Below are 16374 nucleotides of genomic sequence, written 5' to 3' on the forward strand. Positions count from 1 at the left end.
TAATGATTATGCCGCGTCTTCTTTAAACTCATCCATACTTGGACAAGTACAAAAGATATTCTTATCTCCATAAACATTGTCCACTCTTGCAACTGGTGGCCAAAATTTATTAGTTTTTAAGAACTTAGCAGGATAAGCAGCCTGCTCTCTTGAATATTTATGATCCCATACATCTGATGTAAGTTCTATATCCGTATGAGGAGCATTCTTAATAGGATTGTCTACTTTATCAAAATCGCCAGACTTAATTTTATCTATTTCAGATTTAATATTAATTAATGTATCACAAAATCTATCAAGCTCAGATAAACTCTCGCTCTCTGTTGGCTCAATCATCATAGTTCCTGCAACTGGCCATGACATTGTAGGTGCATGGAAACCATAATCGATCAATCTTTTAGCAATATCCTCCTCGGTGATACCTGTCTCACTTTTAATTGATCGAATATCAATGATACATTCATGAGCAACATTTCCATTTGAGCCTTTGTACAGAATTGGGAAATGATCTTTAAGTCTATGAGCTATATAATTTGCGTTTAATATAGCGACTTGCGTAGCTAGTTTTAAACCTTCAGATCCCATCATTTTAATATACATCCAAGAAATTGATAAAATACTTGAGCTTCCCCAAGGGGCTGCTGAAACTGCTCCTATTCCTGTAGCGGGTCCACAATCTTTAACAACTGGGTGATTAGGTAAATAAACTTGTAAATGTCTTTTACATGCAATTGGTCCCATTCCCGGTCCTCCACCGCCATGCGGAATACAGAATGTTTTGTGTAAGTTTATGTGGCAAACATCTGGACCAAAATTTCCAGGTCTTGCAATACCAACAAGTGCATTTAAGTTTGCACCATCCATATAAACTTGACCACCATGATTATGAATTAATTCACAGATATCTGTAATTTTTTCTTCAAATACTCCGTGGGTAGAGGGATATGTAACCATTAATGCTCCAAGATTTTCAGAATGCATTTCTGCTTTTTTCTTTAAATCTTCAAAATCAACATTCCCTTCTTTATCACAATCAACAACTACAACTTTCATACCAACCATTTGTGCACTAGCAGGATTTGTTCCATGTGCTGAGCTTGGTATTAAACATATATTTCTGTTTTCTTCTCCTCTATCTAAATGATATTTTCGAATTACCATTAACCCTGCATATTCTCCTTGGGCACCTGCATTTGGTTGAAGTGAAACACCACTAAACCCAGTTATTGATCTTAGCCAATTTTTAAGATCAGTGAATAATGCTCTATAACCTTCCATCTGCTCTACTGGCACAAACGGATGAGGTTCAGCTAACTCTCTCCATGAAATAGGTATCATTTCTGCAGTAGCATTTAATTTCATAGTACATGATCCAAGTGCAATCATAGTTCTGTTAAGAGCTATATCTTTATCTTCTAATTTTTTTAAATATCTAAGCATCTCAGTTTCTGAATGATATGAATTGAAAACAGGATGTTCTAAATATTTTGAAGTTCTTAATAAATTTTTTGGTAAATTTGGTAAACTTACTGTTGGGTCTTCTTTTTTAATCGACTCAGCTGCATTAAAAATTTTCAACAATTGATTTACTCTATAAACATTTTTCTTTTCATCAAAAGAAACAGCCAACATTTCAGAATTTACTCTTCTAATGTTTACTTTTTGATCTAAAGCATTTTTATAGATTTGATCAGTTTTATCTTTTGTTACAATTGTAACTGTATCAAAGAAATTATCTGAATAAATTTCATATCCAGATTGTTTTAATTTATCTGCAAAATTTTTAGCTAATTGAGAAACTCTTTCTGCAATAGTTTTTATTCCATCTGGCCCGTGGTAAATAGCATATGCAGCTGAAACAATTGCTAACAATGCTTGAGCAGTACAAATGTTACTTGTCGCTTTATCTCTTCTAATATGTTGTTCTCTTGTTTGAAGTGATAATCTGTAAGCTTTATTCCCATGTCTGTCTACTGACACACCAATAATTCTTCCTGGCATAGATCTTTTAAACTCGTCTTTGGTTGCAAAGAAAGCTGCATGAGGTCCGCCATAACCCATTGGAATTCCAAATCTTTGAGAGCTTCCAACTGCAATATCAGCACCTAATTCTCTTGGCGTTTTAAGTAGTGCTAAAGCTAATAAATCAGAGACTAATACTGCTTTTCCATTTTTTTTATGGATTTTGCTAATTGCTTCGCTTGGATCTTTGATGTCTCCTAAAGTTCCAGGGTATTGAAGAATTCCACAAACTAAATCCTCTTTTAATTGGTCTAATACTTTATCTTCATTACCAACCAGTACTTTTAATCCCATTGGTTCTGCTCTTGTTTGAATTACATCAATTGTTTGTGGATGACAATTTTCTGAAACAAAAACTAAATTACTATCTTTTTTGTTAAGACGATGAGCTAGCCCCATTGCCTCTGCAGCTGCAGTTCCTTCATCAAGTAAAGATGCGTTTGCAATATCCATACCTGTGAAATCAACAATCATTTGTTGAAAGTTTAGAAGCATTTCTAATCGTCCTTGTGCTACTTCAGGCTGATAAGGAGTGTAAGAAGTGTACCAACCTGGATTTTCTAAAATATTTCTTAAAATTACATATGGAGTATAAGTTCCATAGTATCCCATACCAATAAAATTTGAATAAATTTGATTTTTTTTTGAAATTGCTTTCAATTTTCTTAATGCTTCATACTCAGAATTAGACTCGCCTATGTTTAATCCATCTTTCAATTGTATTTTTTCTGGAACTGTACTTTTTATTAAATCGTCTAATGAATTATAATTAAGCTCCTTCAGCATTTTATTTTGATCTTCTTCTGAAGGTCCAATGTGTCTTTTTAAAAAGTCTTTTTGTGAGTTATGTAACATTAGCTAGCACTCTCCTTTGCAAATTTATCGTATTCTTCTTTATTCATTAAATTGTCCATTTCTGAACTATCTTTTAATTTAAGTTTAAAAAACCAAGCTGATCCCTCAGGGTCTTCGTTAATCTTAGCAGGATCATCTACAATAGTTTGGTTAGTATCTACTACTTCACCACTTACTGGAGTATAAACATCACTTGCTGCTTTAGTTGACTCAACTACTCCTGCTGTACCATCTTTTTCAACATTAGAACCTTTTTCAGGTAGTTCAGCAAAAACAATATCTCCCAACATTTCCGTTGCATGTTTTGTAATTCCAACGGTAGCAACATCGCCTTCCACTGTAATCCACTCGTGCTCTTTTGAAAATTTAACTTCACTCATTAGTTTACTCCTTTCACGTAACTTTTTTTATAAAATGGTAACCCACAAATACTTGCGGGATACTTTTTTCCTCTTACTTCAAGTAAAATTTTTGTATCAACTTTAGAAAATCCTTTATCAATATAGCCCATTGCTATTGGACCATTTACACTTGGGCCAAAAGTTCCACTGGTAACTTCGCCAATAAGTTTTTCTGACTCATCAAATATTTTAGTTTTTTCTCTGGCAATTAGTCTACCTTCTGGCTTGATACCAACTCTAATTTTAGGGGTACCTTCTTGTATTTCTTTCATAATTTTATCAAAACCAACAAATCCACCATTTGAAATTCTCTGTTTAGAAATCGCCCACTTTAAGTTTGCTTCAATTGGTGTTTTTTCTATATCAAGTTCGTGACCATATAAGCACAATCCAGCTTCTAATCTCAAGGTATCTCTTGCCCCAAGTCCTATAAGTTGAGCTCCTTTTTCCATCAAATTATGAGTAAATTCTTCAGCAAGATCATTATTTATAGATACTTCAAAACCATCCTCTCCTGTGTAACCTGACCTTGTTACAAAAACTTTCTGATCTTTATAATCAAACCAGTTCCCTGTCATAAAATTGAGTTTTTCAACACCCTCTATTGTATTGTTTAAAATCTCAACTGACTTTGGACCTTGAATTGCAATTAATGCTCTTTGATCATCAAGAACCATTTCATATTTATCTTTAAGCAAATCTGATAAAATTTTAAAATCATTTTCTTTGCAGGCTGCATTTAAAATAATTAAATACCCTTTTTCAATTTTAGTGATTATCAAATCATCATGAATTCCTGCATTATCATTCATTAAAAAACTATATTTAGAACAATTTTGTTTCAAATTTTTTAAATCAAGTGGAAAAATTTTTTCAAGATCAGTAGTTAAATCTTCTTTACCATGAATAAATAATTGGCCCATATGGGACACGTCAAAAATTCCTGCATTTGATCTTGTGAATTTATGCTCTTCAACAATTCCTTTGCTGTATTGTATGGGCATTTCGTATCCAGCAAATTCTACAAATTTAGCTTGGTTATCTTGATGAAGTTTATTTAATGATGTTTTTTTTCCCATACTAACTCTGTCGTACCCATCTGTATTTTTGCCTGAGAGTTTTACTCCTTCGGCGAGAACTCAATCTCTTTCCAGAGTTAATATAATACGGTCCTTTTACCTGAGAGTTTCCTGGGCGGTTGCTCCTTCGGTGTCACAAAGTTTGTGATCTCTCCCGTTAACAAATACTCTAATAAATACTGTTTAATGTCAAATGTTATTAGATCGCTTTTTTTTCTGAGGTATATAAATTGTAAAATTGAAGTAAAACTGCAAAAATAACTATTGATCCTCCAATTATTACTATGAAAGGCGGTTGTTCATTTATAAACAACCATGCCCATAAAGGACCTAGTACTGCTTCTGTTAACATTATGATTCCAACCATTGCTGATGGTGTTCGTTGAGCTCCGATAGTAATAAAGATAAAACCTAATCCTAATTGTAAAAACCCAGCTAAAAATCCTAAAAAAATATCATTAGGAGATATCATTATTTTTTCTGACATTAGATAACCGATTAACAAAGCAAAAACTCCTGCAACAAATTGAGCAGGAACCATATCGACTGTTGGATATTTTCTTACAACTAAAATTAAAGTAGCAAATGATATTGGCATTATGAAAGCTGCAATATTTCCAGACATTTGGCCTGGAGATAAAGAGCTCCCAACCATTAGAAGTATTCCTGAAATTGCAAGAATTATTGAAGTAAGAGTGATTGCTGAAATTTTTTCTTTTAAAAAAAAATAACCAAATATTGCTAGGAAGATTGTTTGTGTTTGAATAATAAAATTAGCATTAGCAACTGTTGTGTTATACATCGCAAATACATAACCACTAAAACCAAGTGACAAAATAAATCCACCAAAGAAACCAGGAAATCCTAAATTATAAAAAGATCTAAATACTTGTTTTTTATAAGTTAAAGCTAAGTACAAGCTAATTACAATTAGGAAAAATACTGTTCTCCAAAATAATATTTGCCAAAGAGTTGCTCCTTCAAATGACTTAACGATCAAGCCTCCAAAACTGAGACTACACGCACCTAAGAAAATTAAAAAAGGCCCTGGAAGTTTTCTAATAATATTCATTATATTTGATTGAGTAAGTTCTGAGTATCCATCTCATATAATTTAAATAAAGTTTCAGCATCAGATAAATTTATCTCTTTAAATTTAATTTTTGAACCAGGTGATATTTGTACTAAACGATCATAATCAACGCTGGCTACCACACCAATTTTTGGATATCCTCCAATAGTACCATGGTCTGACAGCATAATAATTGGGTTTCCGTCTGCTGGTACCTGAATGACCCCTTTTAACAAACCTTCTGATTTAATATTGGTATTTATAATATTTTCAATGTTTGGACCTTCTAAACGCATCCCCATTCTGTCTGAGAGTTTTGATACAGAAAATTCTTTTTCAAAAAATATCTTTTTTCCTTCCTCTGAAAAATAATCAAAGTTTGGTCCTTTTATTACTCTGATATTTTCAACTTTAGAGTTTATATAATTAGTCTTTTTTTTACTTTGTTCTGTATTAATATTTAAGATATTTATTTTTTGACCGTTCTCTAATTTTTTTCCATCATTTGATCCGATATTTGCCTTGGTATTTATAGAGCAACTATTCCATTGAAATTTTAAATCTAATTCTCCACCAACTGCTAAATAGCCATAAACTGATTTATTTGTTGAGATAAGATTGATTTCATCTCCACTTTCGATTTGATAACTCTCATAACAATTACCATCAATTTCTGTACCATTTTTAATAATTTTAAAAACCACATCACCTGTAACTACAATATTAATTTTATCTCCAGAATATTTTAAATGTGGTCCTTGATATGCAAATTCTATCACTGGTGAATTTAATTTATTACCTGCCAGCTTATTAGCTAAACTATAATTCCTATTATCCATTGCTCCACTAAATGGAATTCCTATATGGTATAAATTGTTTCTTCCTTGATCTTGAAAGGTTGTGTTTACACCAGCTCTTATAATTTCGAAATTATTTGTCATTATAACTATTATATTTTTCAAGATTTATTTGTTTAAAAACTACTATGTCGCCGGGATTTATTAAATTAGGTTCAACTTCTTTTGAATTATCAAAAACATCTACAGGTGTATTGCCAAGTATGTTCCATCCTCCAGGACTTTCAAACGTATAAATGTTTGCAAATTGTTCAGTTAAAGCAACTGATCCTTTGGGGACTTTTACTCTTGGTGTTTCTAATCTTGGTACTCTCATATTTTCATCCAAATCACCTAAAAAAGGCATACCGGCAATAAATCCGGTCATATAACAAAAATATTCCTTACTAAAAAAATTTTCTAAAATTTTATCTCGATTAATATTTAATTTTTCTTCTAATCTTTTTATATCAAGAGAAAATTGATCATCACAACAAACTGGAATTTCTATTTTAGTGCTATTTTTGTCTTGAGTTTCATTAACATTTAAATTTTCAATCAATTTTTTAACTTCTTTAAAGTTTGTTTTTCTAAGGTCGTAAGAAACTATTAATTTATTATAAGAAGGAGTAAGATTATTAATACTTTCAATATTTTCTTTTTTTAAAGCTTTAAAATATTTTATTACTTCAGAGTTAACTGATTTATTTACCTCTAAACCAAAATCGCAGTAAACAGCTGCGTCACCAAGATTTGATATATTTTTTATCATGGCATGTTATACTTCAACAATTAGAACTATGGAAATTAATATAAATTGTGATTTAGGTGAAAAATCAAAACACCATTCTAATAAATATGATCCAGATTTACTCGATATAGTAAATTCTGCTAACGTTGCATGTGGATTCCATGCTGGTGATGAAGAATCTATGAACCAAGTAGTTCAAATATCAAAAAAAAATGGTGTAAGTATTGGTGCTCATCCATCATTCAATGACCCTGAAAACTTTGGAAGACAAAGAATGAACCTTGCACCTGAAGAAGTTAGAAAATTAATTATTGATCAATATGAAATTTTACAAAAAATTGCTCAAGATCATGGAGAAAATGTTACTCATATAAAACCGCATGGAGCATTAAACAATATGGCGTGTGAAGATATTGATCTAGCAACTACATTAGCAAAAGCGATCAATGAAATAAGTAAAGATTTAATTTATTTAGTTCCTACTGGCTCTAAAATGGAACAAGCAGCTAAAAAATTAGATATGAATATTGCCTGTGAAATTTTTGCAGATAGAACTTATGAAGATGATGGAAATTTAGTTTCTAGAAAAAAACCACATGCATTAATTACTGATCCTGAAGAAGCTAAAAAACATGTATTGAGTATGGTAAAAAATCAGGCACTGAATTGTCACAGCGGAAAACAAATACCTTGTGAAATCGACTCTGTGTGCATACATGGAGATAATGAAAGTTCGCTTGCAACAGCAAGATCAATTAAAGAAAATTTAATTGAAAATGGACTAAACTTAAAACCTTTAAGCCAAATGGAGAAATTTTTATAATGATTAAAAAAATATTTATTACTTTGATATTTGTTTTATTTGCTTCTAATGCAATGTCTGCAGGTTCAGACTCAACACCTAAGAAAGTAAAGTCAGATTATGATAAAGCAGTGGAATCAGTTAAATGGGCAAAAAAATATGAAAAAAAAGGTAAGTTAGAAAAAGCTAAAAAAAGATATGCCAAAGCTCAAAAGCTTCTTCTCAAATCTAATAAAGAAAAGCCTCTTCAAGCAGATACTTTAAACTATCTCGGTTTTACAACTAGAAAACTTGGAGATTTTGAGAATGGAGAAAAATATTATCTTTTAGGTTTAGAAATTGATCCAAATCATAAAGGTATTAACGAATACCTTGGTGAACTTTATGTTGTTACAAATAGAATGAATTTAGCTAAAGAAAGACTTAAAGTATTAAAGACTTGTAACTGTGAAGAATATAACGAGTTAAAAGAAATAATAGAAGGAACTAAGAAATCTAAATACTAATTTATCAGGCGGTCAAATTTTTTGACCGCCTTTTTTTATTCTTTTGATTGCAATCTTCTTAAATTGAAATAATAATTAGACATCTTGATAGAAGAGCTCATAATTCTAACCCAAATTATTTTTATCACTATTATCTTAACAGCAGATAATGCTGTGATAGTTGGTTCTATTGCATCAAATTTTGTACCCAAAAATAGAAAGCAAATTATCTTATGGGGAGTAATTGGAGCATTTGTATTTAAAATCTTTTTTGCAATCTTTGCTACTTTTTTATTTGAATTTTATTTTATAAAAATTTTAGGTGGGTTGTTGTTAGTTTGGATAGTTAATGATTTAAGAAAAGACCTTGTTGATATTAAAAATATAAAACCTTCAATTAAAAAAACAAAACAACCATCGTACATAAATAGTATAGGTAAAGTACTATTTGCTGATCTAATGATTAGTTTTGACAATGTCATAGGAGTTGTTGCTGCAGCTCAAGGATATTTTGGCTATATGATTTTTGGTCTTGTCCTATCGGTTGTTCTTACAGGTGCATTAGCTACTTATATGGCTAATTATATTCAAAAACATATTTGGATAGCATACATTGGTTTAATATTTATTTTAGTTGTTGGTCTACAATTAATTATTGGTGGTTTGGTAGATCTAGAAATACTTAATATTAACGAAGAATTTAAAAAATATTTTTAATTAAAAGAATATTTTTTTGAGGGAAATTTTCTCTTTTTAACTTCATTTGCATATTTAGAAACTGCTTTTGATATTTCTGTCTTGATATTTGCATATTTCTTAACAAATCTAAATTTAATTGGATTTAAACCTATTAAATCATCTAATACCAAAATCTGACCATCACAATTATTAGATGCTCCTATCCCAATTGTTGGAACACTAACACTTTTAGTTACTTGTTTTGCTAATGATGTTTGAACACATTCTAAAACCATGCAAAATGAGCCAGCTTCTTCAACTAACTTTGCATCTCTCATAATATTTTCTTTTTCACTTTGTTTCTTACCTTTGAATTTAAATGTTTTATCCGATTGAGGCAAAACCCCTATGTGGCCCATTACAGGAATATTATTTTTAACTAAAGTTTTAATAGTATTTATAATTTTCTTTCCACCTTCTAATTTGACTCCGTCACATTTAGTTTTTTTCATTATTAATTTTGCATTTTTTAATGCTTCTTTAGAATTACGATAAGTATTGTGAGGCATATCAACAATCATTAAACTTTTTTTTATACCCATACGAACACTCTTGGAATGTTCGATCATTGTATTCAAAGTTACTTCTCTAGTAGACTTATAATTATATAAAACTGATCCAAGCGAATCTCCCACTAAAATTAGATCACAATAATTGTCTAAAACTGAAGCAGTATTTTTAGAGTAAGCAGTTAAGGTTACTAATTTAGTTTTATTTTTTTTCTTTATAAAATCTGAAATCTTTTTGTTCATCGACCTACCAAGAGCCGGTATTTTCCATTGAAGCCCATGGCTCTTTAGGCTCTAAATTTCCTTCTTGAAGTATTTCTATTGAAATTTTATCAGGCGATCTAACAAATGCCATATGACCATCTCTTGGCGGTCTATTTATAGTGTATCCCATGTCCATTAGCCTTTGACATGTTTCATAAATATTATCTACTCTGTATGCAAGATGACCAAAATTTCTAGAACCTTCACCCAGTTCATCACCATCCCAATTGTAAGTTAACTCAATTTCTGCCTTTTCATCGTTAGGAGCTGCAAGAAATATTAGAGTGAATCTTCCTTTTTCATTCTCCATTCTTCTTGTTTCTTTTAACCCAAGACCTTCACAGAAAAATCTTAAAGATTCATCTACGTCTTTAATTCTGATCATTGTATGTAAATATTTCATAAGATGTTTTTATAATTAAAATTACTCTAATTCAATAGTACTTGGGGGCTTAGAAGTAATATCATACACAACTCTATTAATTCCTCTTATGCTATTGACAATTTTGTTGGAAATAGTTTGCATAAAAGATTTTTTAAACTCATAAAAATCTGCAGTCATTCCATCTTCAGAGGTAATTGCTCTTAGCAAACATAAATATTCATATGTTCGATTATCACCCATAACTCCAACTGTTTTTACTGGAAGTAATGCTGCATATGCTTGCCAAATTTTGTGGTAAAGCCCATGATCTCTTAAGGCCTGAATAAAATAATGATCTGCGTCTTTTAAAATTTTGATTTTTTCATTTGTTATAACACCAGGCATTCTGATTGCTAAACCTGGGCCAGGAAATGGATGTCGTGAAATTATTTCATGACTTAAATTTAACTCTAATCCTAATTTTCTAACTTCATCTTTAAATAGAAATTTTAATGGCTCTACTAATTTTAAGTTCATTTTTTTAGGTAAACCGCCTACATTATGGTGAGACTTTATTTTAGAAGTTTGACTCCCTGTAACTGACTTACTTTCGATTAAATCTGGGTATAACGTTCCTTGTGCTAAAAATTTTACATTTTTTATTTTCTTTGCATACCTTTCAAAAATTTTGATGAATAAATTTCCTATTATTTTTCTTTTTCTCTCTGGATCAGATACATTTTTTAATTTACCTAAAAATTCCTTTTCTGCGTTCACATAGATTAAATTCATTTTTAATCTTTTTTTAAAAGTTTGAACAACCTGAACTTCTTCATTTTTTCTAAGCAATCCAGTGTTTACAAAAATACAATATAGTTTTTTACCTATAGCTTTATTCAATAATTGAGCAACCACACTACTATCTACACCACCTGATAATGCACAAATTACTTTATTATCTCCAACTTGAGACCTTACATCTTTAATTAATTGTACCTTTTGATCTTTTGAAGACCAATTTCTCTTAATTTTACAAATAAGAAAAATAAAATTACTAATTAGTTTTTTTCCGTTCTCTGTATGGGTTACCTCTGGGTGAAACTGAACACCATAAAAATTTTTAATTTTATTTTCTACAATTGCAAATTTAGAATTTGAGCTTGAAGCAATTACTTTAAAATTTTTAGGTAATTTAGATACTTGATCAGCATGGCTCATCCAGACCACTTTAGATTTTTTTGTACCAAAAAAATTATTAGTTAAGAGACTATTATTTTTTTTAATTACATTTGCTAAACCAAATTCACGATGCTTTGATTGCTTAACTCTTCCACCATTAAGTTTAGATAATATTTGATGGCCAAAACAAATACCAAGAACAGGAATATTTAATTCCAAAATTTTTTTATCAAATGAATATTTATTAATTTGATAAACATTCAGAGGACCTCCTGATAAAATTATACCTTTTACGCTTTGATTAATTTGATTAAGTTTAATTTTTTTATGACTCACAATATCAGAGAAAACTCCAAGTTCTCTAATTCTTCTTGCTATTAATTGTGTAAATTGTGAACCAAAATCTACAATTAAGATTTTGTTAAGGCTATTATCAAGACTCATTACTTGGTTCTAGATTTTTTAAAGACTCTAAAATTTCATTATTTTCATCACATAATGACTTACATACTTTAACAAATGTTTCAGATAATTCTTTAACTTTATCGTAATTAGATTTTTCAAGTGCAATTTTCATTAGCATTAAAATAGCTTCTTCATTTTGAGGATCAATTAATAAAGTAGTTTCTAAATTATATTCTTCTTTTCTTTGATCTTCCTCATGATTATAAATTTTTGCTAAATACAAATATGAATTTGCATCCTTTGGATTAAATACAATATTTCTCTCAAATAAAAATCTCGCATCCTCATATTTTTCTTTTTCATATAATTGAATTGCTTCATTGAAAAAATTTTCCTTTGAAAAAGAACTAGATTGAAACGAAATAATTAAAACAACCAGTGAAATAAATTTCAAAATTTTATTCATTAATATTTACTATCATTTTTGATTACGTCTACATTATGAACCATACTTTCATAAAATCCAGCTTTAGTAATTTTAACAAATTGTGGTTTATTTCTCAATTTCACAATCTCTTTTGAACCAAGATAACCCATAGATGATTTAAGGCCACCAATTAATTTAAATATAATACTACCAACATCACCTTTGTATTTTACAAAACCCTCTACTCCCTCTGGAACATACTTGGATGTATCTTTTTGCTTAGTTTGAAAATACCTATCTGCTGAACCTTTATTCATAGCTCCTACAGAACCCATCCCTCTAAAGCTTTTAAATAATTTTCCATTTTTCTTTATTAATTTACCAGGTGTTTCATCTGTACCTGCAAATAAAGAGCCTATCATGACTGCATCCGCACCTGCTGCAAAAGCTTTTGCCAAATCACCAGAATATTTTATTCCACCATCAGAAATTATTTTTACATTTTTATTTTTAAGTCCATTTCTTACAGATAAAATTGCACTTAACTGTGGAACACCTATCCCTGCTACTAATCTTGTTGTGCAAATTGATCCTGGTCCAATCCCAACTTTAATAATATCTACTCCTAATTTAATTAAAAATTTTGCTGCTTCAGGTGTTGCAATATTTCCAGCACATAAAGCAATATTTTTACCTTTAATTTTTTTTATAAATTTAACTATTTCTCCTACTTTTTTGGTATGGCCGTGGGCAGTGTCTACTACGATTAAATCAACACCTTCTTTAAGAATTGCTTTTGCTCTATCAAATTCAGCAATTGATGCCCCAACAGCTGCACCAACTAATAATTTTTGTTTTTTAACTTTTTTAATTTCTAAGATTTGTTTTTTGATATCTAAATTTCTATGAATAACCCCTATTCCTCCAGCTTTACCAATTGCTATAGCCATATTGCTTTCTGTGACAGTGTCCATAGCTGAAGATAAAAGTGGGATTTTAAGTTTTAAATTTTTCGTTAAATTGACTGATGTATTTACTTCAGATGGCAATATCTCCGAGTACTTGGGGGCTAGTGTAACATCATCAAAGGTAAGTGCTTCTTTTATAGGAACCATGATCTTTTATATACGATTCCTTTTAATTTTAAAGTCTCTATCTAAGTTTTTTACAAATTATAAAACTTTCTTTAGAATCTTTTCTACTCGATTTAGGTTTGAAAACATTAACTTCTTTAAAATATTTCTTACCTTCTGCGACTATTTCGTTGAAAGTTCCACCCATAAAAATTTTAGAAATAAAATAACCATTATCACTTAACAAATCTTTTGCAAATACCATTGCTTCTTTACATAGTTCACCTGTTTGAATTGAATCTATATTCTTAATTCCCGTTGTATTTACCGCCATATCTGACATTACAACATCTACTTTAGATATAGCATTCTTCTTTATTTCTTCTTGGACATTTTCTTCAGTAAAATCTCCTTGAATTTGGATACTAGATCCAATGGGTTCCATTTTTTTTAAGTCAATTGAAATTAATTTTCCATTCTTAGCTGTCTTTTCAGCATATTGTGACCAGCTACCAGGAGCTGCACCTATATCTATAACGGTTAATCCGCCTTTAAATATTTTATATTTTTCGTCAATTTCAATTAATTTATAAGCAGAACGTGCTCTATATCCATCAACTTTTGATTGCCTTACGTAAATATCTCTTCGTTGTTTATTGACCCAATTTTTAGATATTTTATTTTTTTTCAATTATTTATTAAACCTAAGTTTTAAATCAATTAAATCACCATCTAAAGTTTTTACTTTTGATATAAAATTTTTGTTGTTTCTTATCTGGTCGTTATTTTTTCCAGCAAAATGTACAATTCCTATTTGATGATTTGGTAAGTATGGTTCAACAAGAGTACTAGTAGACTTATCAAATCTTAAAGCTTCTATTAAAGTCCAATTACAGTATGCAGGTAATATCTCTACAGGAAGCTCGTCATTATAAATGGTTATATTCATTGCAATTTGTTCAGATCCCCAAATTTTTCCAGACTTCAAAGCTATCCTCAAATTTTTTTGCCAGACTTCCCAGTGATTTGCATTTGCCTCTAAAGCAAAAACTCCAATATTTAAATGAGGTTTTAATGCAACTGTTCTTGCTATCTTTTCTGAAAATCCAGATGATTTCGCATGTTTATAATTTTGTGATTTGATTTTTGCAAAACTTCCAAATACCCATTCAGCTCTTAAAACTCTTCCATAAGCTCTATCAGCTGATGTTGCTATAGAAAGTTTGTTATTCTCACACCCTTTAAAGTATAATTCTATTGCATCCCAGGAATTGACCCAAGCATCTGCATCAATCCACAAATATTTCTCATAACCAGGAAAATATTTTGGTAAAAAAGCTCTTGATACCTGGCTTTTTAACCATTCTCTTCCTTTTACTTTAAAATCAGGAACTTCAATATCCCAATCTGCAGATTTAATCTCGTCTACTTTTAAAGATAATTTTTCCTTTTGTTCATCGGCTAAACCTGCATCTAAAATGCAAATAGCAGTATTTTCACTTTCTTTGAATTGTTTTATGGAATTAACAAGTTCGTCCAAAAGTTCATAATATTTTGAATCAGCTAAAGATATAATTACATTTTTTTTCATTAAAGAACGTCTTCAAGATCATCATCTTCTGTTTGATTAATATCTTCATTTTCTTTTCTAAGTTTTTGATAATGGAAATAACTAATTGGCAATAATGATAAGTAAATAATTCCACTTATTGAAATAACATTAAATGGGTAGATTAATAGAAGCCCAAAAAATAATACTATACCAAATAGCAAGAATATTGTTGCTTTTCTTTGTATTACAATTTTTTTAAATGAATAACTTGGAAACTTACTAATTAATAAAAAAGAGGTGACGATAAAGAAAATTGGTACAATAATCGCATAATCTATTTTAAATAATTCAATACTAGACATACTAAATATCAGTGGTGTTAATACTAAAATTCCACCAGCTGGTGATGGGACGCCCTCAAAAAAATTATCTCTCCAAGATGGTTCACCTCCTGTATTTACATTGAAACGTGCCAATCTTAATGCAACACAAATTACATAAATTAAACAAACTAACCAACCAAATCTTCCAAGTTCATTTAATTTCCAAAAATACATTATAAAGGCAGGAGCGACTCCAAAGCTTATCATATCAGTCAAAGAGTCTAATTCTTTCCCAACTTTTGAAGTACCTTTGATTAGTCTTGCTATTCTACCATCTAGTCCATCAATGACTGCTGCAATAATTATTGCAATAATTGCAAATTCATATCTTCCATCCAGTGCAAATCTTATAGAAGTAAGACCAATACAAACACCTATAAGTGTCAGCATGTTAGGTAAAATTACTCTAGCACTCCTTTTTTCAGGAACTATTTTAAAATTTTTTTTAGGTTGTTGCATATCTATCTTTTGGCTAATAGAGTTTCCCCTGAAATAGCAGTTTGACCAATTTTAACCAATGGTTCATAATTTTCATAATAAACATCTGCTCTACTGCCAAACCTTATCATTCCTATTCGATCACCTTGATTTAATGTTTGATCTTTATTTGTTTCGCAAACAATTCTTCTTGCAACTAAACCTGCTATTTGAACTATGACAATATCATTTCCATGATTATCTTTTAACTTATAATAATTCCTCTCGTTATCTTCGCTCGCTTTATCTAATGAGGCATTTAAAAATTTTCCTGGCTTGTATAAAATATCTTCAACTTGTCCTGAACAAGGAGTTCTATTTACATGACAATCAAATACGTTCATGAAGATACTAATCTTTTTAAATTTCTTGTTTTCTAAATTTAATTCTTTTGGTCCATCTACCTCTTCAACTTTAATTACCTCTCCGTCTGCTGGACTTACTAGATAATTATCGTCTCTTATGATGACTCTTTCAGGGTCTCTAAAGAAATAATAAACCCATATTGTTAATAGCAATCCGATTAATCCTAAAAATCCATTTACTAACAGTAAGATGATTGTGATGAAGCCTGCGATTACAATAAACTTGTAACCCTCTGTATGTATTTTTGGAAAAATCTTGGTAAACATATTCTTCTATTTGCTAATTTTCGATTAATATGTATATAAACCAATCAAATTCAATTAATAAGATAAAT

At 30.1% G+C, this 16374-nt stretch carries 18 protein-coding genes and 1 riboswitch; of the genes, 3 read left to right on the top strand and 15 right to left on the bottom strand.

Annotated features, from left to right (window positions below):
• Window positions 1–6: 6 nt before the first annotated feature.
• The 6 genes from gcvP to ACTTBN_RS07440 all read right to left on the bottom strand — a co-directional run bounded on the left by gcvP (window position 7) and on the right by ACTTBN_RS07440 (window position 7037).
• Window positions 7–2877, bottom strand: a complete 2871-nt coding sequence (gcvP, locus tag ACTTBN_RS07415) for an aminomethyl-transferring glycine dehydrogenase (RefSeq protein WP_440681796.1) — start codon at window positions 2875–2877, stop codon at window positions 7–9.
• Window positions 2877–3257, bottom strand: coding sequence for a glycine cleavage system protein GcvH (gcvH, locus tag ACTTBN_RS07420; protein ID WP_440681797.1), 381 nt, complete (start codon window positions 3255–3257; stop codon window positions 2877–2879). Before gcvH ends, gcvP begins: the two co-directional genes overlap by 1 nt.
• A complete protein-coding gene (gene gcvT, locus ACTTBN_RS07425) occupies window positions 3257–4357 on the bottom strand; it encodes a glycine cleavage system aminomethyltransferase GcvT (RefSeq protein WP_440681798.1) in 1101 nt (366 codons plus the stop codon). The genes gcvH and gcvT overlap by 1 nt, the downstream gene beginning before the upstream one ends.
• Window positions 4358–4435: 78 nt before the next feature.
• A riboswitch (glycine riboswitch) is annotated at window positions 4436–4525 on the bottom strand.
• A gap of 31 nt (window positions 4526–4556) precedes the next feature.
• Window positions 4557–5429, bottom strand: a complete 873-nt coding sequence (locus ACTTBN_RS07430) for a DMT family transporter (RefSeq protein WP_440681799.1) — start codon at window positions 5427–5429, stop codon at window positions 4557–4559.
• Window positions 5429–6370, bottom strand: a complete 942-nt coding sequence (locus tag ACTTBN_RS07435; protein ID WP_440681800.1) for a biotin-dependent carboxyltransferase family protein — start codon at window positions 6368–6370, stop codon at window positions 5429–5431. Before ACTTBN_RS07435 ends, ACTTBN_RS07430 begins: the two co-directional genes overlap by 1 nt.
• Window positions 6360–7037: an allophanate hydrolase subunit 1 gene (locus ACTTBN_RS07440; RefSeq protein WP_440681801.1), complete on the bottom strand. Its 678-nt coding sequence runs from the start codon at window positions 7035–7037 to the stop codon at window positions 6360–6362. The genes ACTTBN_RS07435 and ACTTBN_RS07440 overlap by 11 nt, the downstream gene beginning before the upstream one ends.
• Before the next feature lie 28 nt (window positions 7038–7065).
• On the opposite strand from ACTTBN_RS07440, the gene ACTTBN_RS07445 reads away from it, so the two are divergent.
• From ACTTBN_RS07445 to ACTTBN_RS07455, 3 genes are all read left to right on the top strand, one after another.
• Window positions 7066–7839, top strand: a complete 774-nt coding sequence (locus tag ACTTBN_RS07445; RefSeq protein WP_440681802.1) for a 5-oxoprolinase subunit PxpA — start codon at window positions 7066–7068, stop codon at window positions 7837–7839.
• Window positions 7839–8324 carry a tetratricopeptide repeat protein gene (locus tag ACTTBN_RS07450; protein ID WP_440681804.1) on the top strand — a complete coding sequence of 162 codons (486 nt, stop codon included), beginning with the start codon at window positions 7839–7841 and terminating at the stop codon, window positions 8322–8324. Before ACTTBN_RS07445 ends, ACTTBN_RS07450 begins: the two co-directional genes overlap by 1 nt.
• Window positions 8325–8408: 84 nt before the next feature.
• The gene (locus tag ACTTBN_RS07455; protein ID WP_440656332.1) at window positions 8409–9020 is read left to right on the top strand and encodes a YjbE family putative metal transport protein; all 612 of its coding nucleotides are present in this window, start codon (window positions 8409–8411) and stop codon (window positions 9018–9020) included.
• On the opposite strand, the gene panB is transcribed toward ACTTBN_RS07455, so the two are convergent.
• From panB to ACTTBN_RS07500, 9 genes are read right to left on the bottom strand one after another with little or no spacing between them, the layout of a single operon-like run.
• Complete coding sequence (gene panB / locus ACTTBN_RS07460) at window positions 9017–9793, bottom strand: 3-methyl-2-oxobutanoate hydroxymethyltransferase (RefSeq protein WP_440681805.1); 777 nt, start codon at window positions 9791–9793, stop codon at window positions 9017–9019. The two genes, ACTTBN_RS07455 and panB, sit on opposite strands and share 4 nt — an antisense overlap.
• Before the next feature lie 4 nt (window positions 9794–9797).
• Window positions 9798–10217 (bottom strand): VOC family protein, encoded by a 420-nt coding sequence (locus tag ACTTBN_RS07465; protein ID WP_428080744.1) that lies wholly within the window; start codon window positions 10215–10217, stop codon window positions 9798–9800.
• A gap of 21 nt (window positions 10218–10238) precedes the next feature.
• Window positions 10239–11801: a glutamine-hydrolyzing GMP synthase gene (guaA, locus tag ACTTBN_RS07470; RefSeq protein WP_440681806.1), complete on the bottom strand. Its 1563-nt coding sequence runs from the start codon at window positions 11799–11801 to the stop codon at window positions 10239–10241.
• The gene (locus ACTTBN_RS07475; RefSeq protein WP_440681807.1) at window positions 11791–12228 is read right to left on the bottom strand and encodes a tetratricopeptide repeat protein; all 438 of its coding nucleotides are present in this window, start codon (window positions 12226–12228) and stop codon (window positions 11791–11793) included. Before ACTTBN_RS07475 ends, guaA begins: the two co-directional genes overlap by 11 nt.
• Window positions 12228–13304, bottom strand: coding sequence for an IMP dehydrogenase (gene guaB / locus ACTTBN_RS07480; protein ID WP_440681808.1), 1077 nt, complete (start codon window positions 13302–13304; stop codon window positions 12228–12230). The genes ACTTBN_RS07475 and guaB overlap by 1 nt, the downstream gene beginning before the upstream one ends.
• Window positions 13305–13341: 37 nt before the next feature.
• The gene (locus ACTTBN_RS07485; RefSeq protein ID WP_440681809.1) at window positions 13342–13953 is read right to left on the bottom strand and encodes an RlmE family RNA methyltransferase; all 612 of its coding nucleotides are present in this window, start codon (window positions 13951–13953) and stop codon (window positions 13342–13344) included.
• Window positions 13954–14853 carry a glycosyltransferase gene (locus ACTTBN_RS07490; protein WP_440681810.1) on the bottom strand — a complete coding sequence of 300 codons (900 nt, stop codon included), beginning with the start codon at window positions 14851–14853 and terminating at the stop codon, window positions 13954–13956.
• Complete coding sequence (pssA, locus tag ACTTBN_RS07495) at window positions 14853–15656, bottom strand: CDP-diacylglycerol--serine O-phosphatidyltransferase (protein ID WP_440681811.1); 804 nt, start codon at window positions 15654–15656, stop codon at window positions 14853–14855. Before pssA ends, ACTTBN_RS07490 begins: the two co-directional genes overlap by 1 nt.
• A 2-nt stretch (window positions 15657–15658) precedes the next feature.
• On the bottom strand, window positions 15659–16306 hold the full coding sequence (locus ACTTBN_RS07500) for a phosphatidylserine decarboxylase (protein WP_440681812.1): 648 nt from the start codon (window positions 16304–16306) through the stop codon (window positions 15659–15661).
• Window positions 16307–16374 lie beyond the last annotated feature (68 nt).

The sequence above is a fragment of the Candidatus Pelagibacter sp. HIMB1623 genome, from assembly GCF_052047695.1.
Classification (GTDB): Bacteria; Pseudomonadota; Alphaproteobacteria; order Pelagibacterales; family Pelagibacteraceae; genus Pelagibacter.